The organism is Streptomyces sp. NPDC001380 (assembly GCF_042895785.1).
Classification (GTDB): domain Bacteria; phylum Actinomycetota; class Actinomycetes; order Streptomycetales; family Streptomycetaceae; genus Peterkaempfera.
This window is the reverse complement of record NZ_JBIAWP010000011.1, coordinates 123,161-147,425: the sequence shown is the minus strand read 5'-3', so window position 1 is coordinate 147,425 and position 24,265 is coordinate 123,161. Positions and strand designations below refer to the sequence as shown.

At 76.3% G+C, this 24,265-nt stretch carries 18 protein-coding genes; 9 read left to right on the top strand and 9 right to left on the bottom strand.

Annotated elements, in window-relative coordinates; genetic code table 11:
• Positions 1-47 precede the first annotated feature (47 nt).
• A complete protein-coding gene (locus ACFY07_RS16060; protein ID WP_390869212.1) occupies positions 48-1,712 on the bottom strand; it encodes a carboxyl transferase domain-containing protein in 1,665 nt (554 codons plus the stop codon).
• 96 nt (positions 1,713-1,808) lie between these two features.
• Here ACFY07_RS16060 and ACFY07_RS16055 point away from each other — a divergent pair, with 96 nt between their 5' ends.
• Entirely contained in the window at positions 1,809-2,576 is a 768-nt protein-coding gene (locus tag ACFY07_RS16055) for a TetR/AcrR family transcriptional regulator (RefSeq protein WP_390869211.1), read from the top strand.
• A gap of 94 nt (positions 2,577-2,670) precedes the next feature.
• Here the strand turns inward: ACFY07_RS16055 and ACFY07_RS16050 are convergent, their stop codons facing one another.
• Positions 2,671-3,063 (bottom strand): VOC family protein, encoded by a 393-nt coding sequence (locus ACFY07_RS16050; RefSeq protein WP_230651866.1) that lies wholly within the window; start codon positions 3,061-3,063, stop codon positions 2,671-2,673.
• Between the two features lie 127 nt (positions 3,064-3,190).
• On the opposite strand from ACFY07_RS16050, the gene ACFY07_RS16045 reads away from it, so the two are divergent.
• A complete protein-coding gene (locus ACFY07_RS16045) occupies positions 3,191-4,930 on the top strand; it encodes a molybdopterin-dependent oxidoreductase (RefSeq protein ID WP_390869209.1) in 1,740 nt (579 codons plus the stop codon).
• A 166-nt stretch (positions 4,931-5,096) separates the two neighbouring features.
• Positions 5,097-5,753 carry a fasciclin domain-containing protein gene (locus ACFY07_RS16040; protein ID WP_390869208.1) on the top strand — a complete coding sequence of 219 codons (657 nt, stop codon included), beginning with the start codon at positions 5,097-5,099 and terminating at the stop codon, positions 5,751-5,753.
• Positions 5,754-5,847: 94 nt separating this feature from the next.
• On the opposite strand, the gene ACFY07_RS16035 is transcribed toward ACFY07_RS16040, so the two are convergent.
• The 4 genes from ACFY07_RS16035 to ACFY07_RS16020 form a co-directional block, all read right to left on the bottom strand.
• Complete coding sequence (locus ACFY07_RS16035) at positions 5,848-6,747, bottom strand: phosphatase (RefSeq protein ID WP_390869207.1); 900 nt, start codon at positions 6,745-6,747, stop codon at positions 5,848-5,850.
• Between the two features lie 23 nt (positions 6,748-6,770).
• A complete protein-coding gene (locus ACFY07_RS16030; RefSeq protein ID WP_390869276.1) occupies positions 6,771-8,318 on the bottom strand; it encodes a protein kinase in 1,548 nt (515 codons plus the stop codon).
• A 56-nt stretch (positions 8,319-8,374) separates the two neighbouring features.
• Entirely contained in the window at positions 8,375-9,049 is a 675-nt protein-coding gene (locus tag ACFY07_RS16025; RefSeq protein ID WP_390869206.1) for a hypothetical protein, read from the bottom strand.
• A 145-nt stretch (positions 9,050-9,194) separates the two neighbouring features.
• Entirely contained in the window at positions 9,195-11,195 is a 2,001-nt protein-coding gene (locus tag ACFY07_RS16020) for an N-6 DNA methylase (RefSeq protein ID WP_390869204.1), read from the bottom strand.
• 158 nt (positions 11,196-11,353) lie between these two features.
• Here ACFY07_RS16020 and ACFY07_RS16015 point away from each other — a divergent pair, with 158 nt between their 5' ends.
• The 5 genes from ACFY07_RS16015 (at position 11,354) to ACFY07_RS15995 (ending at position 19,500) form a co-directional block, all read left to right on the top strand.
• Complete coding sequence (locus tag ACFY07_RS16015; protein WP_390869203.1) at positions 11,354-12,127, top strand: hypothetical protein; 774 nt, start codon at positions 11,354-11,356, stop codon at positions 12,125-12,127.
• A gap of 172 nt (positions 12,128-12,299) precedes the next feature.
• Positions 12,300-12,755, top strand: a complete 456-nt coding sequence (locus ACFY07_RS16010; protein ID WP_390869202.1) for a PPOX class F420-dependent oxidoreductase — start codon at positions 12,300-12,302, stop codon at positions 12,753-12,755.
• Between the two features lie 11 nt (positions 12,756-12,766).
• Positions 12,767-16,822, top strand: coding sequence for an ABC transporter transmembrane domain-containing protein (locus ACFY07_RS16005; RefSeq protein WP_390869201.1), 4,056 nt, complete (start codon positions 12,767-12,769; stop codon positions 16,820-16,822).
• A 352-nt stretch (positions 16,823-17,174) separates the two neighbouring features.
• On the top strand, positions 17,175-18,179 hold the full coding sequence (locus tag ACFY07_RS16000; RefSeq protein WP_390869200.1) for a DUF4142 domain-containing protein: 1,005 nt from the start codon (positions 17,175-17,177) through the stop codon (positions 18,177-18,179).
• Positions 18,180-18,294: 115 nt separating this feature from the next.
• The gene (locus ACFY07_RS15995; RefSeq protein ID WP_390869199.1) at positions 18,295-19,500 is read left to right on the top strand and encodes a DUF1996 domain-containing protein; all 1,206 of its coding nucleotides are present in this window, start codon (positions 18,295-18,297) and stop codon (positions 19,498-19,500) included.
• A gap of 240 nt (positions 19,501-19,740) precedes the next feature.
• On the opposite strand, the gene ACFY07_RS15990 is transcribed toward ACFY07_RS15995, so the two are convergent.
• Positions 19,741-20,634 carry an ATP-grasp domain-containing protein gene (locus ACFY07_RS15990; protein ID WP_390869198.1) on the bottom strand — a complete coding sequence of 298 codons (894 nt, stop codon included), beginning with the start codon at positions 20,632-20,634 and terminating at the stop codon, positions 19,741-19,743.
• Positions 20,635-20,659: 25 nt separating this feature from the next.
• The gene (locus ACFY07_RS15985; protein ID WP_390869197.1) at positions 20,660-21,343 is read right to left on the bottom strand and encodes a helix-turn-helix domain-containing protein; all 684 of its coding nucleotides are present in this window, start codon (positions 21,341-21,343) and stop codon (positions 20,660-20,662) included.
• A gap of 474 nt (positions 21,344-21,817) precedes the next feature.
• Between ACFY07_RS15985 and ACFY07_RS15980 the strand changes: the two genes are divergently transcribed.
• Complete coding sequence (locus tag ACFY07_RS15980) at positions 21,818-22,645, top strand: SGNH/GDSL hydrolase family protein (protein WP_390869196.1); 828 nt, start codon at positions 21,818-21,820, stop codon at positions 22,643-22,645.
• Positions 22,646-22,835: 190 nt separating this feature from the next.
• Here ACFY07_RS15980 and ACFY07_RS15975 read toward each other — a convergent pair whose 3' ends face one another.
• Positions 22,836-24,236: a S8 family serine peptidase gene (locus tag ACFY07_RS15975; protein WP_390869195.1), complete on the bottom strand. Its 1,401-nt coding sequence runs from the start codon at positions 24,234-24,236 to the stop codon at positions 22,836-22,838.
• Between the last annotated feature and the right edge of the window lie 29 nt (positions 24,237-24,265).

Genomic DNA, 24,265 nt, shown 5'->3' with positions numbered 1-24,265 from the left:
CCGGCCGGCTCGCGCCCCGGTGGTCACGTCGGTGGTCACGGCCGCCGTCACATCCGGAAGACGCCGTAGGGGCGGGGCTCGGCGAGCGGGGCGTTGGCGCAGGCGGTGAGGGCGAGACCGACCACCGTGCGGGTGTCCTTCGGGTCGATGACGCCGTCGTCCCAGAGCCGCGCGGTGGCGTAGTAGGCGCTGCCCTGCCGCTCGTACTGCTCCCGCACCGGGCGCTTGAACTCCTCCTCCGCCTCGGCCGGCCAGTCGGCCCCCTGGGCCTCCAGCTGGTCGCGGCGGACGGTGGCCAGCACCGAGGCGGCCTGCTCGCCGCCCATGACCGAGATCTTGGCCCCCGGCCACATCCACAGGAAGCGGGGTGAGTACGCCCGGCCGCACATCGAGTAGTTGCCGGCGCCGTAGGAGCCGCCGACCACCACGGTGAGCTTGGGCACCCGGGTGCAGGCCACCGCGGTGACCATCTTGGCGCCGTGCTTGGCGATGCCGCCCGCCTCGTACTGGCGGCCCACCATGAAGCCGGAGATGTTCTGCAGGAAGAGGAGGGGGATGCCGCGCTGGTCGCACAGCTCGATGAAGTGCGCGCCCTTCATGGCGGACTCGGAGAAGAGGATGCCGTTGTTGGCGACGATCCCCACCGGGTGGCCGTGCACCCGGGCGAAGCCGGTGACCAGGGTCGGCCCGTACTCGGGCTTGAACTCGGCGAAGCGGCTGCCGTCCACGATCCGGGCGATCACCTCCCGCACGTCGTAGGGGGTGCGCGGGTCCACCGGGACGGCGCCGTACAGGCCCGCCGGGTCGACCGCGGGCGGCTCGACCGGGGCGACCTCCCACGGCCGGGGCGGCCGCGGGCCCAGGCCGCCCACGACGGAGCGGACGATCGCCAGCGCGTGCGCGTCGTCCTCGGCCAGGTGGTCGGTGACGCCCGAGGTCCGGGAGTGCACCTCGCCGCCGCCCAGCTCCTCCGCGGTCACCACCTCGCCGGTGGCCGCCTTCACCAGCGGCGGGCCGCCGAGGAAGATGGTCCCCTGGTTGCGCACGATCACGGCCTGGTCGCTCATCGCGGGGACGTACGCACCGCCCGCCGTGCAGGACCCCAGCACCGCCGCGATCTGCGGGATGCCGGCGGCCGACATCCGCGCCTGGTTGTAGAAGATCCGCCCGAAGTGGTCGCGGTCGGGGAAGACCTCGTCCTGCATCGGCAGGAACGCTCCTCCGGAGTCGACGAGGTAGATGCAGGGCAGCCGGTTCTCCAGCGCCACCTCCTGCGCCCGCAGGTGCTTCTTCACCGTCATGGGGTAGTACGTGCCGCCCTTGACCGTGGCGTCGTTGGCGACCACGACGACCTCGCGGCCGGCGACCCGGCCGATCCCGGCGACCACCCCGGCCGCCGGTGCCGCACCGTCGTACATCCCGTCGGCGGCCAGCGGGCACAGTTCCAGGAACGGCGATCCGGGGTCCAGCAGGGTGTCCACCCGGTCGCGGGGCAGCAGCTTGCCGCGCGCGGTGTGCCGCTGCCGGGCCCGCTCCCCGCCGCCCAGCGCGGCGGCCGCCAGCTTCCTGCGGAGCTCGCCGACCAGGGCGGTGTGCGCCTCGACGTTGCCCCGGTAGGCGTCCGACCCGGGGTCGGCGGCGGTTCCCAGCCGCGGTGCCGCCGCCTCGGCGGCCCACGTCGGGGGAGCAGCGGCGTACGACGAGAAGACCATGGCCACGAGCTCCTTTGCCCTGCACCGCCACGTTAATTAACGTTAACTTACGCGCCCAGGTTAACCATCGATAACCGCACTGTCTAGGATCGGACCATGTCCCGCACCGACGCCCCCGCCGCGACCCCGCGTCGCGACCAGATCCGCCGCGAGGCCGCCCGGCTCTTCGCCGCCCGCGGCTTCCTCGGCGTCGGCGTGGACGAGATCGGCCGGGCCGTCGGCATCAGCGGCCCCGGCCTCTACCGGCACTTCGCGGGCAAGGACGCCATGCTCGCCGACCTGCTCGTCGGGATCAGCGAGCGTCTGCTGGACGAGGGGCGCCGCCGCGCCGAGGACGCGTCCGGCGCCGCCGCGGCCCTGGACGCACTGGTCCGCGGCCACATCGACTTCGCCCTCGACGACCAGGACCTCATCACCCTCCACGACCGGGAGCTGCTGCACCTGAAGGACGAGGACCGCCGCCGGGTCCGCCGCCTCCAGCGCAGCTACGTCGAACTCTGGGTGGACGTGGTGCGCCGGGCATTCCCCGCACCCTCCCCGCTGGCCGCCGAACCCGGGGCCCGCGCCGCCGTCCACGCCGTCTTCGGACTGCTGAACTCCACCCCGCACAGCGCCGTCCGGCGCGGCGCCCAGCCGGCCCTGGGCCGCGACGCCATGGCGGCGCTGCTGCACCGTCTCGCCCTGGGCGCCCTCGCGGCGGCCGCCGGGACCGACGGCGGTGCCCCGGCCCCGGTCCAGGCCCCGGTGCAGGCCCTCGACCCGGCCCCCGGCCCTGCCGCGGTCCCCTCCCCGCCGGACGGCCGTGCCGCCGCCGGGCCGGGCGGCTCCGCCCGACCGGGCGACCGGCCGCTGCCCGGCGGCTGACCTCGGCCTGCGCCGGGCGGCCGGCCCGCAGCGCCCGCCCCGCCCGGCCTCGTCGTCGGCCCGTCCGCTGCGGGCCGCGCCCGGCGGCATCCCGCTACCCGTCCGCCGACGAGGCCGCCGCGGCGGCCTCCCGGTCCGGGCCCTCGGGCGGTACGACCACGCAGAACTCGTTGCCCTCGGGGTCGGCCAGCACCGCCGTGCACCACCCCTCCTCCTCGAAGGGCTCCCGCACCACCCGCGCGCCCAGCGCGCGCAGCCGTGCCAGCTCCGGCTCCATCCCCGCCACCCGCAGGTCGAGGTGCATCCTGTTCTTGCCCGCCTTGGGCTCCGGCACCTGCTGCAGCAGGAGTTCCGGCCGCCGTCCCGAAGGGTCCGTCAGGCTCACGTACGGCGGCTCCCACGGCCCGGCCCGGTAGCCGAGCACCGCCGACCAGAAGCCGGCCAGCGCCTCGGGCTCCGCACAGTCGAGCACCCACACCAGTTGCATTCCTGCCCACTACCCCGGAATCCGCGTCCTCCGCCGGCACCGCGCCGGCCGCAGCAATGAGATCACTCGGAAGGGTGACTTCCGAGATCGGACCCAACCGGCCCAGCGGCGGCACCGAATAAGGGTCATGACAGTCACCCAGGAGCAGCAGGCGCCGCAGGGCGGCCGGACGGCCGGGACCGGCCGGACCGCCCGCACGGGCGTCGGCGCCCTGGCGGGAGCCCTGTCCGCGGCATCCGCCCTGGGCGCGGGCGAGCTGGCCGCGGTCCTGACCGGCCCGCAGTCCTCCCCGGTCGTCTCCGTGGGCTCCCAGGCCGTCGACCTCGCCCCGACCCCGCTGAAGGAGTACGCGGTCCGCACGTTCGGCACCCACGACAAGGCGGTGCTGCTCGGCGGGATCTACGCGGTCCTGGCGCTGCTGGCGCTCGCCGCGGGCGTCGCGGCGCTGCGCCGCCCCCGCCTCGGGGTGCCGCTCTTCGCGGTGTTCGGCGCCGTGGGCGCCTGGGCCGCGGTCAGCCGTCCCGCCGGCACCGCCGCCTGGAGCGTCCCCTCGCTGGTGGCGGCGGCCTGCGGCGCGGCGGTGCTGCACCTCCTCGTCCGTACCGGCCGGGCCGCCGTGGGCGTGGGCGCGGGCGCGGGCGCAGGTCACGCCCGGCCCGCCGGGCCCGGTTCCGCCGCCGCGGGCGGCCCCGGCGCGGCGGACATCCCGGAAGCCGGGGACGCCGCCGCCCCCGAGGAGCGTGCCTCCGGGTCCTCCGGCTCCGGGGCCCCCGTCGCCGCGACGCCCGCTCCCGCCGCCCTCGACCGGCGCCGCTTCACGGCCGCGGCCGGCGCCACCGCCCTCGCCGCTGCCGGCGCCGGCTTCGGCGGCCGGGCCCTCGCCTCGCGCCGGTACGACCGCAGCGCGGCCAGGGAGGCCGTCCGCATCCCCGCCCCCGTCCGCCGCGCCCCCGCCGTCCCCGCGGGTGCGCACCCCCGGGTGCCCGGCCTGTCCCCGCTGTTCACGCCCAACGCCGGGTTCTACCGCGTGGACACCGCCCTGGTCGTGCCGCAGGTCGACCCGCGGGACTGGAGGCTGCGCATCCACGGCATGGTCGACCACCCCGTGGAGATCACCTTCGACGACCTCCTGCGCCGCCCGCTGGAGGAGCACGACCTCACCCTCTCCTGCGTCTCCAACGAGGTGGGCGGCCCCTACGCGGGCACCGCCCGCTGGATCGGCGCGCCCCTCGCGGCCCTGCTCCGCGAGGCGGGGGTGCGGCGCGGCGCCGACCAGCTGGTCGGCCGCTCCGTGGACGGCATGTCCATCGGCACCCCGGTGGACGCGGTGCTGGACGGCCGGGCCGGGATGCTCGCCGTCGCCATGAACGGCGAGGTGCTGCCGGCGGCCCACGGGTTCCCCTGCCGGATGCTGGTGCCCGGCCTCTTCGGCTACGTCTCCGCCACCAAGTGGCTGACGGAGCTGGAGGTGACGACCTTCGACGCCTACGACCCCTACTGGGTCAGGCGCGAGTGGGCGCCGCGGGCGCCGGTGAAGACCGCCTCGCGGATCGAGGTGCCCAAGCCCTTCGCCCGCGTGGCGTCCGGCGCGGTCACCGTCGCGGGCACCGCCTGGGCCACCCACCGCGGCGTCGACGCGGTGGAGGTCAGGGTCGACGGCGGCCCCTGGGCCGAGGCCCGCCTCGCACCGCAGGTCAGCGAGGACGTCTGGCGCCAGTGGACATGGGACTGGACGGCCCCGCCCGGTACGCACCGCATCGAGGTGCGCGCCATCGACGGCACCGGCGCCGTCCAGACCGAGGCCCGCGCCACCCCCTTCCCGGACGGCGCAACCGGCTGGCACAGCACGGTGGTCACCGTGACCTAGCCGCCCCTTCCCGGGTTGATCCCCCGGGACGTCCCCACGACAACCCCATACCGCGCGGCCGTCCGGTCGCCGGCGTCCCCGCCGCAGCCCGGACGGCACGCCACCCCCATGCCCTGAACGGGCCGGACAGAACCAACCACACCCCTCACCACAGGAGAAGAAGGACATGAACGCCCTGCGCACCACCGCCTCCCTCGTCGCCGCCGGCGCCCTCGCCCTCACCCTCGGCGCGTGCAGCAGCAGCGGCAGCGGCACCAGCGACTCCGCCTCCGCCCCGGCCTCCGCGTCCGCCCCGGCCCCCGAGAGCAGCATGCCGATGGACTCGGCGAGCCCCTCCGCCTCCATGGCCTCGGGCCCGTTCGGCGCGGCCTGCTCCGCGGTGCCCGCCAGCGGTGCCGGCAGCTTCACCGGCATGGCGAAGGACCCGGTGGCCACGGCCGCCTCCAACAACCCGGTGCTCTCCACCCTGGTCACCGCCGTCAAGAAGGCCGGCCTGGTGGACACCCTCAACTCCGCGAAGGACATCACCGTCTTCGCCCCGACCAACGACGCCTTCGCCAAGCTCCCGAAGAAGACCCTCGACGCGGTGCTCGCCGACAAGGCCAAGCTGACCAAGATCCTCACCTACCACGTGGCCCCGGGCAGGATCGCCCCGGAGCAGCTGGCCGGCGAGCACAAGACCCTCGAGGGCGGCACGGTCAAGGTCGCCGGCAGCGGTGAGGACTTCACCGTCAACGGCAACTCCAAGGTCGTCTGCGGCAACGTGCAGACCTCCAACGCCACCGTCTACATCGTCGACACCGTGCTGATGCCGGCCTCCTGACACCGGGTCCGCACAGGCGGGGCCGGGCTGCCGACCGCTGGTCGGCCGCCCGGCCCCGCCGTCTGCGCCCCGCCCCGCGGGCCGCGCGTCCCCGTCAGCCGCCCAGGCCCGCCTCGGCCAGCAGGTAGGCGGTCAGCGGCCCGTAGAGCTCGGGGCTGACGTTGTCGTCCAGCGGCACGGTGACCCGCAGCGTCCCCTCGGCCTCGGCGAGGAAGAGCGCCGGGTCGTTGCAGTCGGCGAACCCCACGGTCTCGATGCCCCGCAGGCCCGCGTGGCCCGCCCAGCCGTGGTCGGCGACCACGAGGTCCGGCAGGCCCCCGTCCGCCTCCAGGACGTCCAGCACCGCCCGCATGGGCCCGGGTTCGTGGGTGTGCAGGAGGCGGGACCCCTCGTGCAGCACCGCCACCCGGTCCACGGCCCGCACCCCCCGCCGGCGCCGGCCGCCCGTACCGTCCGCACCGTCCGCACCGTCCGTGCCGCCCGCATCGCCCGCGCCGTCCGGCGGCAGCGGCAGGTCCCGCGGCACCACCACGGTGCACCCCGCCCCGGCGAGCGCCCGGGCCAGTTCCCGGTGGACCGCGAGGACGCCGCCCGGGTGCCCGGTCGCGAACAGCACCCGGGCCCGCCGCCCCACGGCCTCCCGCAGCACCGCCGCCATCCGCTCCAGGGCGTCCGCGCACAGCTCGGCGCCGATGGTGTCCTGCCCGCGCACGTGCCCCGGGTCGGCCACCACGCCGCAGCGCTCCGCCATCACGGCCAGCACCGCGGACTCGTCCGCCCACCGGTCGCCCAGCTCCAGGCCCAGCCAGTAGTACCGGTCGCCCTCGGCGAGCGCGCGGTAGTGGTCGAGATTGTTCTCCCTGGTCGTCGCCACCTCGCCGGCGATCCGGGACGCCGTCAGGTGGGCCAGGAGCCCGGCCCGGGAGGGGGCGCGCCCGGGTGCGCCCCCGGTGGTCACGTCTGCTGCTTCCGCTGCTTCCGCGTCAGTCGACATGCGGCCATTGTGCCGGGGCTGCCTCAGCCCGCCACCCTGCCGAGCCAGTCCAGCATGCCGCGGACCTCTGCCGCCGCCGGGTGGTGCGGCCCGTGGCGCCGCTCCAGGTCGGCCAGCAGCCCGGTCAGCACCTCCCGTGCCGCCGCCCGGTCCCCGGTGGACAGCAGCAGGCCTCCCGCCCGGCGCCGGACGTCCAGCGGCAGGTCGGGGTCGCCGCCCGCCGCCCGCTCCGCCCACGGCAGCAGCGCCCGGTACTCGGCGAGGGCGGCCACCGGGTCCCCCAGCTGCTCCACGCACTGCGCCGCCTCGTAGCGGAACCGCAGCACCTGCGGGTCCGCGGGCCCGTACGCCTCGGCGCGCTCCCGGGCGAGGAGCCGCAGCTCCGGGAGCGCCTGCCGGTACCGGCCGTCCTCCAGCAGGGTGGCCGCGTACTGCTTGCGCAGCAGGTGCACCACCGGCGACCGCTCGCCGTGTTGTGCCGCCGCGGCGGGGACGAGGTCGCCGAGGACGCCCACCGCCTGGGTGATCCGCCCGGCGTCCAGCAGCCGCCGCACCTCGTCGACCGCCTCCGCCACACCCCCGGCGCCCGGCGGGCCCCCCGTCGCGCCGACGGCGCCGCCGCCCCCCGGGACGGCCCCCGCCGCTCGCGGGGCCGCCGGACCGCCCGGGGCCGCCGCGCCGGCGCCCGACGGCGCCGCGGTCCCCGGCCGGTCCGGCCACGGCGCGTGCGGGCGCAGGAACGGCCGGGTCGGGTCCATCGGCCCGCTCCCCCCGCGCCCGGCGGCCCCGCCGGGCGCCGGGAGCAGTCCGGCCAGCGCCCCGTACACCTCCCAGGCGTCCGCCGGCCGGTCCCCCGGGTCCTTCGCGAGCAGCCGCAGCACCAGCGCCTCCAGCGGCCCGGGCACCTCCGGCCGCACCTCCCGCAGCGGCACGGGCGGTTCGTACAGGTGCCGGTGGAGCACCCCCAGCGCGGTCGAACCGGCGAACGGCACGGTGCCGCTGAGCAGTTCGTGCAGCAGCACGCCCAGCGCGTACAGGTCGGTGCGCGGCCCCACCGCGCCGCCCATGGCCTGCTCGGGCGCCATGTACGCGGGGCTGCCGACGGGCGCCCCGGTCCGGGTCAGCCGGGTCCCGTCGGCCTCCAGGACGGAGGCGACGCCGAGGTCGAGGACGGTGAGCGTGCCGTCGGGCCGCACCATCACGTTGCGCGGCTTCAGGTCGCGGTGGACGACCGGCACCGCGTGCACCGCCGCCAGGACCGAGCACAGCTGCGCCCCCACGGCGACCGCCCACGGCCAGGGGTAGGGGTCGTGCTCGGCGAGGTGGTCGGCGAGGTCCGCGCCCTCCACGTACTGCATCACCAGGAAGAGCTCGTCGCCGTCGCTGCCCGCGTCGTGCACGGTGACCAGGCCGGGGTGGTCGACCCGGGCGGTGACCCGGCACTCGCGGGCGAAGCGCAGGCGCAGCTCCTCCGCGTCCTCGCCGCCTGCTGCCACCCGGTCGGCGCGGACCAGCTTGACGGCGACCCGCCGGTCCAGCGTCCGGTCGTAGGCGGTCCAGACCTGGCCCATGCCGCCCTGTCCGACCACCGTCGCCAGCTCGTAGCGGCCCGCCACGACCCGTGCGCTCAACGCCCCTCCTGCTCGCGCAGGTAGGCGCTCAGCTCGTCCAGCTCGGCCCGCACCCGGTCGATCCGGCCGCCCTGCGGCGGTACCGCGGGCGGGGGCGGCGTCGCGTCCGCGAACGGCGAACCCGGCAGCGGCGAACCCGGCGGCGGCGAGGTGGCCGGCGGCGAGGCCGGCGCCGGCGCCGGCCCGGTGCGGGCAGCGCCCGGCGCGTCCGGTGCGTACGGGGCGCCCGGGGTGTACGGGCCGCCGTACGCGCCCCCGGGGGTGTACGGCCCGGCCGGCGGGTACGGGGCGTAGCCCGGGTGCGTCCAGGCGCCGCCCGTGGGCGACCGCCTCGGCCGGGTGTCGGCGTACAGGAACCACGCCGCCGAACCCGCGCCGAGCAGGAGCAGCAGCGCCACGCCGGTGTTGGTCTGCCAGTCGTTCTCGTCCTGGGTGTACCCCGCGAGCACGAACGCGCCGGTGGAGGCCGCCGCGACCGCCGAGAACGCCCACCAGTCCGCCGCGCGCTGCCGCACGAGGGCCAGCCGCAGCAGGGGGACCCACGCCAGGATGCCGACCGACGCCACCGGCACCGCCGCGAGCAGCACCCGCAGGACCACCGCCGCCACCGCCGCCGCGCGGCTCCGGGGCCGCTCCGCCCACGGGGGCGGGGGAGGGGGACCGAAGGACATGACTGCTCCTGCTGGTCGGCGGCGCACGCGGCGGTGGCGTGTGCGGTGGTGACGTGTGCGGCGGGTCCGGGCGGGCGCCGCCCGGCGGTGGCGGTGCCCGGTCCGGTGGTGCCCGGTCCGGCGGTGGTGCCCGGTCCGGCGGTGCTCAGTCCGGGCGGACGCTGCCGTCCGCCAGCCCGTCGTACAGCCCCCGGACGAGCTGCCCGCCCAGCTCGCCCGCGAGCCGCAGGGCGGCCTCGAAGGCGGCCAGGGTCCGGAAGCGCTCACTGTAGCGGCGCTGCTCCCCGAGCGGGAGCCGGGGAAGCTGCAGCCGCCGCACGTCCAGTCGGGTCGCGGCCGTGGTGTAGCTGCTGGCCTGCCTGGTGTTGGCGCTGCCGCGCAGGAACCCGGCGACGAACCAGGGGTCCAGCGCCTCCGGGTCGCACCGCAGCAGGTGGACGCCGCGCCCCAGGGCCGCGCCGTCCAGGGCCGCGTCGGCGACCCGCGCCACCCCGCCCCGGCCGAGCACCGGCACCACCACGTCGCCCTCCCGCACGAGGACCGGCTCCTCGGCCGGGCCGTCGGGCAGCGTCCCGCTGGGGGCGGTGCCCGCCACGACGTCGTGCTCGGTCAGCACCCGCGGCCCGCCCCCGCCGGGGGCCGTGCCGCCGCCCCCGGCCCGCATCACCAGCGCCCCGTCCCGGGCGAGCTGCCCGACGGTGGTCACCGGCCACCGCGCCGGCCCGGCGGGGGGTGCCTGCGGGGCCAGTTCGGAGGTGCGCAGCAGGGCCGCCGTGAGCCGGTCGCGGACCCCGGCCAGTCCGTCGGCCCCGCCGTCCCGCGGCGGCGGCAGGTGCCGGGCCGGTGCCAGGTCGACGTCGTCGTCCAGCAGGCCGATCACGGGCAGGACCCGGCTGACCCCGGGCCGCTCGGCCCCGGCGCCGCCGGCCTCGAACGCGTCCCAGGCGTCGAGAACCGCCGACCGCACCGCCTGCCACGGCTGCCGCCCGCCGTCCCCGGCGGGCAGGGCGCCGGCGTCGACGACCAGCAGCCGCGGGTCGGCGGCCGCGCCCACCGAGGGCCGCCGCAGCACCCACAGGTGGAGCGGGATCGCGTGCGGCGGCGCGGCCCCCGCGGGCAGCGCGACCACGGCCCGCAGCACACCCCGGCGCAGCAGGTCGGCGCGGATCCGCCGCCCCGACCTGCGGGAGGCGACCGCGGGGGGCAGCAGCAGCACCGCGACCCCGCCGTCCCGCAGCCGGGCGAGGGCGTGCTGCACCCAGGCCAGTTCGGACTCGGCCCGCGCGGGCAGCCCGTACTCCCAGCGAGGGTCGTAGGCCAGCTCCTCGTGGCCCCAGGCGCGCTCGTTGAACGGCGGATGGCACAGCGCCGCGTCGGCCGCCAGGCCGGGGAAGGCGTCGTGGCGCAGGCTGTCGCCGACGTGCACCCGGACCCGTCCGGGCCCGTGCAGGGCCAGCCGCAGGGCGGTGAGGGCCGCCGCCTGCGGGTCCGACTCCTGCGCGTACACGGCGTCCGGCGCGCCTGCCGCGCGCAGCAGGGCGCCGGTGCCGGCCGCCGGGTCCAGGACGGCGGCGGCGGGCCCGGCCAGCGCGGCCATCAGCTCCGCCGTGCCGGCGGGAGTCGCGGCGCCGGCCCGGGGCCCGGTGTCCGGCAGCCGGCCCAGCAGGAACTCGTACGCCTGGCGGGGGCCCAGCTCGTCCGCCAGCGAGGCCGCGCCCCGCAGCAGCGGCAGCCGCTCGGCGTACCCGTCGACGGGCACCGGGTGGCCCGGGCCCAGCCGCTCGGCCAGCACCTCCGCGACGGCCGGTCCGAGCCCGTCGCGCACCGCCGCCGGGCCGCTCCACTCCCCGGGCCGCTCCTGCGCCAGCAGCAGGACGGCCCCGGCGCGGGCGAGGGCGGCCGCGGCGCCGGCCGGGTCGGCCAGGAGCAGCTGGCCCACCTGCTCGCGCAGGGGGATGCTGGTGAGCTTGCCGCGGCGCAGGAGCCACGCCTCGACCTCGGCGGCGTCGAAGGCCGGGCTGGTGTCCGTGCCGCCCACCGGGCGGGGGAAGTCCGCGTGCCGGCGCCGCCAGTTGCTCACGGCGGCCCGCCCCACGCCGGCGAGGCGGGCGATGCCGCCCGCGGTCACCTCGGTCCTGTCCGGCACGTGTCCCCCTGTCACCTGCGGTCGCCGCGATCATAGCGACCCCGCGTGTTCACGGCGTGTAAAACTTCTAGAGGAATTTACTACGTTGACTCCGTTAACAAGACATGCCCTGATGGCTTCGCCCCCGCCGCCTCCACCGTCCTCGCAGGAGAACCACCATGGGCCGCCGCACCCGCAGCACCCTCCTCCTGGCCGCCGCCTGCGGTGCCGCCGTCGCGCTCACCGCCTGCGGCCCGGGCGGCCCGGGCGGCGCGGGCGGCGGGAGCGCCTCCGGGGCGCCCGCCGCGGCCTCCCCCGCGCCGTCCCCCACGGGCCTCGCCGACCCGGGCGCGCAGCAGATGGCCGCCAGGGCCTCGGCCGCCATGACGTCCCTCCGCTCCGTCACCGTGGACATGAAGGGCGCGCCCGGCGGGGACGTCCCCGGGTTCCCCATGCGCATGGACACCAGGGGCGACTGCGCCGGCACGCTGGACCCGGGCAAGGGCGGCGCCGAGCCGGTCGAGGCCGGCCGGACCGTCCACCTCGGGTGCGACGAGGCCTTCTGGAGGTCGCAGGGGAAGGACGGCGCGGCGGCCGCCCGCTGCCTCCACGGCCGCTGGGCCAGGATCCGGGGCACCGACTCCGACTGCAAGGACATGGCGTCCATGTGCGACCTCCGCGACCTCCGCGACCTCCTCGGCGGGTTCGACGAGGACACCGCCGGCATGGGGAAGGGCGCCCGCACCGCCGTCGGCGGCAGGGCCGCCGTCGTCCTGAGCGGGAGGGACGGCAGGGCGACCGAGACCGCGTACGTCGCGACGGAGGGCAGGCCCTGGGTGCTCCAGCTGGTGCCCACGGGCGGCGGCGACGACGGCACCGTCCGCTTCGGCGGCTTCGACCGGCCCGTCGCCGCCCAGGCGCCGGCGGCGAAGGACGTCACCACCCTCGGCTGACCCCGCGGCGCCCGCCGGTCCGGGCCCGGCCCCGGCCGGGCCCGGACCGGCGGGCGCAGGACCACCGCCGGGCGGCGCACCCGTCGGCGGACGGGTGCGCCGCCCGGCGGCGGAGAGGGATGCTGGAGCGGTACCCGCACCCCCGTCCGCACCCCGCCCGAGGTGGAAGCGCATGGCAGAGCACCTCCCGCCCGCCCTCGAAGCCCTCCTGGGCTCCGCCCGCACCGCGGCCCTGGCCACCCTCAAGCGCGACGGCCGACCGCAGCTCTCCAACGTCAGCTGCACCTGGGACCCGGCCTCGCGCACCGTCCGTTTCTCCACCACCGACGGCCGGGCCAAGACGGCCAACCTGCGCCGCGACCCGCGGGCGAGCCTCTACGCCACCACCCCCGACTTCGGCGCGTATGCCGTCGCCGAGGGCACCGCCGAGCTGACCCCGGTCGCCGCCGACCCGCACGACGCGGTCGTGGACGAGCTGGTCGAGGTGTACCGGCTCATCCAGGGCGAGCACCCCGACTGGGAGGAGTACCGCGCCGCGATGGTGGCCGACCGGCGGCTGGTGGTGCGCCTCCGCGTCGACCGCCTGTACGGCTGGGCGCCGGTGGACGCTCCCCGGACAGATGATTAGTATCTCTAAATATGTATGAGGCTCATGACTCCGCCGGAGAACAGCCCGCCCCCGGCTGGCTGCGCCGCCTGACCGGTTACTGCCGCCCCTACCGGCGCAACGTGCTGCTCTCCTTCGGCGCCTCACTCGCCGGCATGGCCGTCACCGCCGTCGTCCCGCTGATCACCCGGCTCATCATCGACGACGTCGTCACCGCCCACACCCGCCCCCTCACCCCCTGGGCGGCCCTGCTCGTCCTCGCCGCCTTCGCCGTCTTCGGCCTCACCTGGGTCCGCCGCTACTACGGCGGGCAGCTCGCGCTCGACGTCCAGCACGACCTGCGCACCGACCTCTTCCGCTCCCTCACCCGCCTCGACGGCGTCCGCCAGGACCAGCTGGACACCGGCCAGGTCGTCGGCCGCGCCACCTCCGACCTCCAGCTGATCAACGGCCTGCTGTCGATGCTGCCGATGATGACGGGCAACCTCCTGCTCTTCCTCATGTCGGTCGCCGTCATGCTGTGGCTCTCCCCGCTGCTCACCGTGGTCGCCCTGGTCATGGGCCCCGCCCTGTGGTGGTTCGCCCAGCTCAGCCGCAAGCGGCTGTTCCCGGCCACCTGGGCCGCCCAGCAGCAGGCCGCCGCCGTCGCCGGCGTGGTGGACGGGGCCGTCACCGGCGTCCGCGTCGTCAAGGGGTTCGGCCAGGAGGAGCAGGAGCTCGGCCGCCTGGAGCGCGCCTCCCGCCGCCTGTTCGCCTCCCGGCTCCGCGCCGTCCGGCTCAACAGCCGCTACGGCCCGGCCATGCAGGCCGTCCCCGCCCTCGGCCAGGTCGCCGTGCTGGCCCTCGGCGGCTGGCTGGCCGTGCGCGGCCAGGTCACCCTCGGCACCTTCGTCGCCTTCTCCTCCTACATCGCCCAGATGACCGGCCCCGTGCGGATGCTCACCATGCTCCTCACCGTGGGCCAGCAGGCCAGGGCCGGCGTGGAGCGCGTCCTCCAGCTCGTCGACGAGCGGCCCGTGGTCACCGAGCGGCCCGGCGCCCACGTCCTCACCCCCGCCGAGGCCGACGCCGACGCCGACGACGGCACCCCCGCCCTCGCCTTCGACCACGTCACCTTCGCCTACACCGGCACCGGCACCCCGGCCGGGGGCGGCGACGCGCCGGAGCCGGTCGTCCGGGACCTCACCCTCCGCCTCGCCCCAGGCGAGACCGTCGCCCTGGTCGGCGCCTCCGGCTCCGGCAAGTCCACCGTCGGCATGCTGGTGCCCCGCTTCTACGACGCCACCGCCGGAACCGTCCGCGTCCACGGCCACGACGTCCGCGACCTCACCCTGGACTCCCTGCGCGCGGCCGTCGGCATCGTCCCCGAGGACAGCTTCCTGTTCTCCGAGACCGTCCGCACCAACATCACCTACGGGCGCCCCGACGCCACCGACGCCGAGGTCGAGGCCGCTGCCCGCGCCGCCCAGGCCGACGGCTTCATCGCCGCGCTGCCCGACGGGTACGACACCGTCGTCGGCGAGCAGGGCCTCACCCTCTCCGGCGGCCAGCGCCAGCGCATCGCCCTGGCCCGCGCCATCCTCACCGACCCCCGCATCCTGCTCCTGGACGACGCCACCTCCGCCGTCGACGCGCGGATCGAGGCCGAGATCCACGACGCCCTGCGCAGCGTCATGCGCGGCCGCACCACCCTCCTCATCGCCCACCGCCGCTCCACGCTGCAGCTCGCCGACCGCATCGCCGTCCTGGAACGCGGCCGCCTGGTGGACCTCGGCACCCACGAGGAGCTGCAGGAGCGCTGCGCCCTGTACCGGACGCTGCTCACCGACCCGGACGCCATGGCCGCCGACGTCCGCACCGCCGACCCGGCCGCCGGCACCCCCGCCGCGGCCGACGGCCACGCCCCGGACGGCGTCACGGCCCCGGACGGCGTCACGGCCCCGGACGGCCACGCCCCGTCCCCCGACGGCCACGTCCCGGACGGCCACGCCCCCGGCGCCGCGTCCCCCGACGGCCGCGTCCCCCGCGGCACGGTCACCCCCGCCCTGTGGGACCGCGAGCGGTACCCCGACACCGACGGCGACGACGACCCCGCCGCCACCGCCGCCCGCGCCATGGCGGCGGCCGGCTCCGGCGGCCCCGTCTCCCGCAACCTCGGCTCGCTGCCCGCCACCCCCGACCTGCTCGCCAAGGTCGCCGCCCTCCCGCCCGCCGCCGACACCCCCGACCTGCCGGCCGGGGAGGCCCGCGCCGCCGACCCCGACTTCACGCTGCGCCGCCTGCTCAGCCCCTTCCGCCGCCCCCTCGCCGCCGCCCTGCTGCTCGTCGCGGTGGACGCGGCGGCCGGCCTCGCCCTGCCCGTCCTGATCCGCCACGGCATCGACGACGGCGTCAGCAAGGCCGCGGTCGGCGGCGTCGCGGCGGCCTCCCTGGCCGCCCTCGCCGTCGTGCTCCTCGACTGGCTGGTGCAGACCGCCGAGACCCGGCTGAGCGGGCGCACCGGCGAGCGCGTCCTGTACGTCCTGCGCGTCAAGATCTTCGCCCACCTCCAGCGGCTCGGCCTGGACTACTACGAGCGCGAGCTCGCCGGCCGGATCATGACCCGGATGACCACCGACGTCGACGCCCTCTCCACCTTCCTGCAGACCGGTGTCGTCACCGCCGTGGTCAGCCTGCTGACCTTCTTCGGGATCTTCGCCGCCCTGCTCGTCATCGACGCGGGGCTCGCCCTCGTGGTCTTCGCCGTGCTGCCCTTCCTCGTCGGCGCCACCCTCGTCTTCCGCCGCAAGTCCTCGGCGCAGTACACCCTGGCCCGCGAGAAGGTCTCCACGGTCAACGCCGACCTGCAGGAGAACACCGCCGGCCTGCGGATCGTCCAGGCGTTCCGCCGCGAGGACGTCAACGCCGACCGCTTCACCGCCCGCAGCGACGAGTACCGCACGGTCCGCATCCGGGCCCAGCTCTACATCGCGCTGTACTTCCCCTTCGTCCAGTTCCTCTCCAGCACGGCCGCCGCCCTCGTCCTCATCGAGGGCGCCCGGCGGGTCGACGCCGGCACCCTCACCACCGGCGCCCTGGTCGCCTACCTCCTCTACATCGACCTGTTCTTCTCCCCGGTGCAGCAGCTCTCCCAGGTCTTCGACGGCTACCAGCAGGCCGCCGTCGGACTCGCCCGCATCCGCGACCTGCTGCGCACCCCCACCAGCACCCCGCCGGCCGCCGCCCCGCTCCCGGTCACCGGGCTGCGCGGCGAGGTCCACCTCGACGACGTCCACTTCGCCTACGACGGCGGCGGCGGCACCGTGGACGGGCCGGCCACGGCGAACGGCGCGGGCGCGGGCGGTCCGGGCCGCGGCGGGCGCAAGCCCGAGGCGCTCACCGGCATCTCGCTGCGCATCCCCGCCGGGCAGACCGTCGCCCTGGTCGGCGAGACCGGCGCCGGCAAGTCCACCCTGGTCAAGCTGGTCGCCCGGTTCTACGACGCGACCGGCGGCGCCGTCCGCGTCGACGGCACCGACGTGCGGCACTACGACCTCGCCGGCTACCGGCAGCGGCTCGGCGTCGTCCCGCAGGAGGCCCACCTCTTCGCCGGGACCGTCCGCGACGCCATCGCCTACGGCCGCCCGGACGCCTCTGACGCCGAGGTCGAGGCGGCGGCCCGCGCCGTCGGCGCCCACGAGATGGTCGCCCGCCTCCCCGGCGGGTACCTGCACCGCATCTCCGAGCGCGGCCGCAACCTCTCCGCGGGCCAGCGCCAGCTCCTCGCGCTGGCGCGCGCCGAACTCGTCGACCCCGACATCCTGCTCCTCGACGAGGCGACCGCCGCCCTCGACCTCGCCACCGAGGCCGCCGTCAACCGCGCCGCGGACCGCCTCGCCGGGCGCCGCACCACCCTGGTCATCGCCCACCGCCTGACCACCGCCGCCCGCGCCGACCGGGTGGTCGTCCTCGACCGCGGCCGCGTCGTCGAGGACGGCACCCACGACGCCCTGCTGGCCGCCGACGGCACCTACGCCCGGCTCTGGCGGGCCTTCACGGGCGAGGAGGACGAGGCCGACGCCCGCCGGCTGCCCGCCCCCGTGCGCTGATCCGCCCCCCGCCCCGCACGACGACCCCGCCCCGCACGATGACCCCGTCCGGCCGCGTCCGACCCCTCCGGGGGCCGGGCGCGGCCGGACGCGCACGAGCCGCCGCTCCGCCTGCCGGACGGGCCGCGCCCCCCCTCCACGTCCCCTCCCCGGGCCCCCTCCGCCTCCGCCCGCCCGCCCTCCCTCCGGCCTTCCCGTCCCCTCCTCGGAACCCGCCCGGCGCGCCCCTGAACCGAACCGCGCGCCGGGGCGTACGAGAGGCGACCGACACGGCACCCGCGCGGTGCACCGTCCGCCAGTAGCCGGCAGCCCTGCTCTTCCCGCAGGCTCCCGCCGCCACCGAGGAGGCCTGATGCGTATGCGTACGCCCAACCGACCGCCGACGGACGACCGAAGGCCGTCCCGCGGCGGCCCCGGACAGTCACGGCTGCTGCGGATGCTGGCCGTCGGCCTCGTCGCGGTGGTCGTGCCCCTGTGGGTGTACAAGCAGGGCGGCGGCAGCACCCCGGCCGCGCAGGCCGTCGCCTCGGACAGCCTGCCCGCGGGCACCGTCCAGACCGCCTTCGGCCCGCTCACCCCGGACGAGCGGACCTTCGTCACCAAGGTCCGGCTGGCCGGGCTCTGGGAGCTGCCCAGCGGCATGATGGCGCAGACGCACACCACCAACCCGTCCGTGCACGTCGCCGCCCAGCACCTGATCGACGGCCACAAGAAGCTCGACGCCCAGACCCTCAAGATCGCGGCGCAGCTCGGGATGGGCCTCCCCAACCAGCCCTCCGACCAGCAGCAGGGCTTCCTCCAGCAGGAGCAGGCCGCGCAGGGCCCGGCCTTCGACCGTACCTTCGCCCAGCTGCTGCGCACCCAGCACGGGATCATCTTCGGGGCCATCGCCAAGATCCGGAACAGCACCCGCAACACCCTGGTCCGCCAGCTCGCCGACAGCGCCAACAACACCGTGCTGGACCACATCACCGTGCTGGAGAGGACCGGCGTCGTCGACTTCGACTCCATCGCCGCGGCCGCCACGCAGCCGCCCGCGCCGCCGGCCCCGCTGCCGCCCGGCGTGGCCGTGGGCCAGGCACTCCCCGTCACCCAGCTCGCCAACGCCTGGGCCGCCAGCAGCGGCGCAGCGGGCGTCCCCGCCGCCGGCACGGTCCAGGGCACCACCCAGCAGCAGTCCGGCCAGGTCGGGCAGCCCGGGCAGCCCGGCCAGCCCGGCCAGCCGGGCCAGGTCGGCACCGGCGTCCAGAGCGGGCAGGGCGTCCAGAGCGGACAGGGCGTCCAGAGCGGACAGGGCGTCCAGGACGTCACCGGCACCTCCACCGGCACCACGACGGGCTCCACCGGCGGCTACTGACCCCGCCCCGACCCGCCGGCCACGGCCTGCCGACCCGCCCCTCGCCACCGGCCACCCGCCAGCGGCCGCCCTCCTCCCACCGCCACCCACCGTTGAAAGGGAGAGTGCTTCGACGATGTTCGGGACCTCCGACCCGCAGACGCCGGCCCCGCGCAGCGCGCACCGGTTCCGCCGCACCCGCCGCACCTGGACCGCCCTCGCCGTCGGCCTGGCCGTGGCCGGCGGCGGCCTCGCCGTGGTCAACCAGACCGCCCTCGCCCACACCTGGCGCTACGGCTCCGGAACGCCCGTGGCAGCCGCCTCCCCGGCCCCCTCCGCCACGGGCGTCCAGAACCAGAGCAGCCAGGTCGGCCAGGAGGGCCAGGCCCAGGGCGGCCAGGCGCCGAGCGGACAGGCCCAGAACGGCCAGAACGGCCAGAACGGCGGCGGCGCACAGAACGCCTCCCCGCTCTCCCGGCGCGACTTCACCGACATCACCAGGGTCGGGCCCAACGTCAGGGAGCCCCGCACCCGCCGCGGCGGATCACGCGGCGTCTTCTTCTCCCGCTGCGGCGTGAGCGACCACAACAACCCCGACAACTTCATCGTCGCCCCGGGCGTCTCCAACGGCGCCCACCACATGCACGACTACGTCGGCAACAAGACCAGCGACGGCTTCTCCAACGACCAGACCCTCGCGGCCGCCGGCACCACCTGCGTCCGCAACGACCGCTCCGCCTACTTCTGGCCGGTCCTGCGGCTGCGCAACAACGTGCAGGAGGCCGACGCCAACGCGCCCGGCGGCGGACAGGACCAGAACGTCGGCCAGATCCTCAAGCCCGCCGCGGTGAGCCTGCAGTTCCGCGGCAACCCCGTCGCCAAGGTCGTCCCGATGCCCCGTTTCATGCGCGTCATCACCGGCGACGCCAAGGCGGTCACCAACGGCACGGCCAACGCCAGGGCGCAGTGGACCTGCAGCGGCTTCACCGACCGCCGCCTCTCCGACACGTACCCCGTGTGCCCCGGCGGCCGCCGCACGATCCGGGTCCTGGACTTCCCCAGCTGCTGGGACGGGAAGAACACCGACAGCGCGAACCACCGCACCCACGTGGCCTTCCCCGACCCGCGCACGGGACGCTGCGCGGCCGGCCTCAAGCCGGTGCCGCAGCTGCGGATGGTCCTCTCCTACAACGTCCCGCGCGGCCAGGTCTTCGCGCTCGACACCTTCCCGGAGCAGCTCCACAAGGCGGTCACCGACCACGGGGACTTCGTCAACGTGATGTCCGACCGCCTGATGCGCGCGGTGGTGGGCTGCATCAACGCCAACCACCGCTGCGCCTGACCCCGGGCAGCCCGAGCAGCCGAACGGCCGGGCAGCCGAACGGCCGGGCAGCCGGGCCGCACGGCGCACCGGCTCCCCGGTGCCGGGCCGCGGCCGCTCCGCTGCCGCCGCAGCGGAGCGGCCGCCTCCGTACCAGGGGGCGCCCCCGTCGTGCCGCGCGCCGGGGGCGACCGCCATCCGGTCTCCCGGTCTCCCGGTCTCCCGGTCTCCCGGCCCGGGCCGTCGGCCGGCCCGCCGTCCTCAGCAGGAGACCAGCGCCGCCAGCAGCGGCGCGGGGTCCGCGCCCTGCGGCAGGTCGCTGACCTGCCCGTCGCCGACCTCCACCACCTGCAGGCGCCCGTCGTCCTCCCGGACCGCCAGGTCGGTCGTCACGAACCGGCACCCCAGCGCGTGCACCAGCGGGCGCACCGCCCCCAGGTCGGGATCGGCCGCCGGTGTGCCCCCGGCGAGGACGGCCGCGTCCGGATGCGGCGTCACCAGGGCGGCCTCCCCGTCCACCCACCACACCCGCCACTCCTCGGCCCGGCCCCCGCGCAGCCGGTACCGCTCGAAGCGGCGCAGCACTACACCCCCGGTCAGGAACTCCCCCTGCAGCTCGACGAACCGGGACACCACCCGGTGCAGCGCGGCCGTGTCCGCCAGGTCCGGGACGAAGCAGGCCTCCTCCCATTCGTCCTTGCGGGACTTCACGAAGTCCTTCACGACCGCCGGTCCCGTACCGCCCAGCCGGCGGGCCGCGGCGGCCAGCTCGTGCGGCGGCGGCACCGCCGCACCCGGCAGCCAGGTGCTCTGCGGCGTGGCCCCCTCGAACGCCCCGTACCAGCCGGGGAGTTCGTGCGCGGCCGTGTACCCGGCGGGCGTCGTCAGCAGCGTGCAGCCCCGCGCCGCCAGGGCCCGGGCCAGGGCCGCGTAGGCCGCCGACGGGACCATCCAGCCCCGGTACCAGGCGGCGGACGGTCCGCGCGGCACCCGGCGCACCGCCGCCTCCGCGTCACCGGCCAGCAGCGCGTCGTGGTCCACGAGCGCGGTGTCGCCGCCCAGTTCACGGACCACCTCCGCCTCGCCGGCGAAGTGTCCGTCCGTACGGCGCGGCGCGAGGGGGTCGCAGGGCAGCAGGATCACCGGAGCGGTCACCCGGCCAGCGTAGGCCCCGGCCGTCTCACCCGGTCCCGGCTTCCGCGCACTCCGCCCCGGCGGCCTCCGTGCCGTCGGCGCCCGTACCGGTCACGTCGTGCGCCGCCGAATCCGTCGGCCCGGCCGGCCCGGCCTGCCCCGACGCGCTCCCGTCCGGGCGCCAGCCCTCCGGCGCGAGGTCCCGGTCGTGCACGGCGCCGGGGTCCACCACGGCCGACAGCTCCGCACCGCGCAGCCCCTCGCGCGGCAGTCCGGTGGCGGCCAGCAGGACCGTCGTCGCCACCGGGACCGCGATCGCGGGCCGCCACTCCGGCAGCACGACGAAGGACGTGTCCGCGCCCACCCGGACCACCCGCGCCCGCAGACGCTGCCGCTCCACCGTCGCGGACCGCCCCGGCACGGACCCTCCGGACACCGCGGCCCCCGCCCCGGCAGCACCGGCCCGGCCGCCCCCGGCCGCCTCCCCGGACGTCTTCCCGGTCGGCGGCGCGGCTGCCCGCACCCGCCCCGGACGCCGCCGCGGCGCCCCGCCCAGCACCACCCCGGCCTCCCGCAGCAGCCGCCGCACCTCGCTCTGCGCCCGGTGCGACGCCACCGCGAGGTCCTTCACCCGCGCACCGTCCTCGTACGCCGACCTGAGGTCTGCGGCGAGACGGGCACGCGCGGCCACGTCCGCGGGCTGCTGGCCGGACTCTTCGACGGCGGTCATGGGGCGGGGTCCTCCGGTCTGGGATTCCGAAGATCATCCCCCATGCCCGTCACCGCACACCAGGGCACCCGTCACAACGGACCCCGCGCCCTCTCCCCCTCGCGCGGACCGGTCCGAGGACGACGTGGAGGAGTGCTGCCGGGCGGCACCGGGCCGGGTCCGCCGACCGGAGACGGGCGGGGGTGCGGACGCCGGACCCCCGGCTCGGACGCGCCGCACCGGACGCCCGGTGCCGGCGGACTTTTGTGAGCGTCATGACAACTTCGACATGGTCGATCAAAAAAAGTCACAACGAGACAGTTGTGACCTGAGTTACGCACGCAATCCTGTGTCCACGTGTCACGGCCTGCCGGTCCGGCCCCATCGGATCCGTACGGCAGCCGTCGGCACGGAGCCGCATTCGCACAGGCCAGGAGCACCGCACGCGATCCGTGCGGGGCTGCCTGCCGCCCGGTTCCCACAGTGAGGTGAAACATGGCGCACGACCGCACCAGACCGAACAGAAGAGCCCTGGTCCGCACCTGGGCCGTCGTATGGGTGGCGGCGGCCACTCTGTTCGGCGGAGGGGTGATGGCCGCCGGCACCGCCCAGGCGAGCACGCAGACCGACTACGTCGCCCTCGGCGACTCCTACAGCGCGGGCGTCGGCACCAGGACCTACGACCTGGACAGCACCTGCCAGCGCTCCTCGAAGTCCTACCCCGCCCTGTGGGCGTCCCGCTACGGCACCCGGAGCTTCTCCTTCACCGCCTGCACCGGGGCCACCACCCAGACCGTCCAGAGCGGCCAGCTCGGCCCGCTCAACAGCGGCACCGACCTGGTGACCATCACCGCGGGCGGCAACGACGCCGGCTTCGCCGACGTCGTCACCGCCTGCCGCACCAGCAGCGACGCCGACTGCTTCGGCAAGCTCGACAACGCCGAGTCCATCATCCGCAACACTCTGCCGGGCCGACTGGACAGCCTGTACGGGGCGATCCGCAGCAGGGCGCCCTACGCCCGGGTCGTCGTCCTCAGCTACCCCCAGCTGTACGAGACCGGCAGCTGCTTCGGCGGGATCGCCCTCAACCGCCGCCAGCGCATCGACGACGTCGGCCTCATCATGAACTCCACCCTCCGGGACCGCGCCCAGGCGGCCGGCTTCACCTTCGCCGACGTCGACGGCAGGTTCGCCGGACACCGGCTGTGCTCCGGCACCCAGTGGCTCAACGGCCCCTCCATCCCGCTGTCGGACTCCTACCACCCCAACGTCGACGGCCACGCCTCGGGCTACCTGCCCACGCTCAGCGCACTCGTCCAGTAGCCGCCGCCCGCGCACGGCGCGGCCTGCGACGCACCCTTGCGGAGTCGGAACCGACGGGGTGCACCCCAGCCGGCCCGCTCCTGCCCCCGTGGGCAGGGGCGGGCCGTTCCGCACCAGCCTCCCGGACCAACGGGCGGCACCCGTGCGTCCGGAGGCCGGAGAGCGAGGGGCGCCGGCCGCATCGGCCACGTCAGTGCTGCTGCGGGGGCTGGCCGTACCCGCCCTGCGCGTACGGGTTGCCGGGCTGCGGCTGTCCGTAGGGCAGGGGGTACTGCTGCTGCGGCGGCGGGTAGCCGCCCGGCTGCGCCTGGGCGGGCCAGGGCTGCGGCGGGTACGGCGGCGCGGTGCCGGGGTGACCGCCGCCCGGGCCCTGCGGCCCGCCAGGGCCGCCCGGGGGCCGACGCCGGCCGCGGGACACGGCGGCGATCACCACGACGACGACGACGAGCAGGGCGACGCCTCCGGCCGCGATCCCGACCAGGGCACCGGTGGACAGGCCGTCGTCCTGGGCGGCGGCCGTGCCGGGCCCGTTCCCGGAGGGCGCGGGCGCGCCCGACTGCGGCGTCGTGCCGCTGCCGGCCGAGGCGCCCGGCGCTGCGGCCCGGGGGAGCGGGCCCTCCTCAGGACCGGGCGGGATGTCGGCGGTCAGGGCCTTGTAGGGGCGGATGATGCCGTAGCCGTAGTGGGGGTCCGGCAGTTTGCGTCCCTTGAGCTCCTCAGGCACATATGCCGTCTTGACGAGCCGGTTGACGACCTGCCCGGCGGTCAGGTCGGGATACTTGGCCCGGATCAGCGCTGCCGCAGCCGAGACGAAAGCTGTTGCGTCCGAGGTTCCCGTCCCTGATCCGTAGCCACTTGCGGTTGCTGTCGTAGCAGAGGTCACGTCTACTCCGGGTGCGGTCAAGGCCAAATAGGATCCGTAATTGGAATCCCGCCAAACCCTGAGCCCCTTGTCCACCGCTCCGACGGCCACAACCCCAGGCAGTGCTGCCGGAAAGTTTTCCTGACTGCTTGCCTCGTTGCCCGATGCCGCGATGAGAACCACGTCGTGTCGCTGGGCGTACGCCACTGCTTCTCGAAGATCGGGTGGCTCATCGACACCACCGATGGACATGCTGATGACTGAAGCGCCGTGGTCTACAGCGTAATGAATGGCCCGCCCTGTACCGTTGGTCCCATCAGCGCCGAACTTTGCAACCGGCAGGATTTTGACACCGGGTGCCAGGCCGACAACACCGTCGGAGTTGTTCGACCCGTGTCCATGGCCGGCGATGATGCTGGCCATGCTCGTCCCGTGCTTCTCCGGGTCGTAGTCCTTCCTTCCGTCGCCGCCGTGTCTGGCGTCTGTCCCAGGAAGGATCTGGCCCGTAAGATCCGGGTGGGATGCGTCGATTCCCGAGTCGATAACAGCGACCTTCACCCCGGATCCGGTCGTGATCCTCCAGATGTTCTGGACATTGAAATCCTTCAACGGCCACTGCATCTGAAGGTCTCTGATGTTGTCTGCGTGGGCGGCGGGCGCGCCGACGAGCGCGACGGCGCCTGCGAGCAGTACTCCGGTCAGTGCCCGCAGTGTTCGTGTGGGCTTCATGCGGTGCTTCCTTCCCTGTGCAGGCCAGT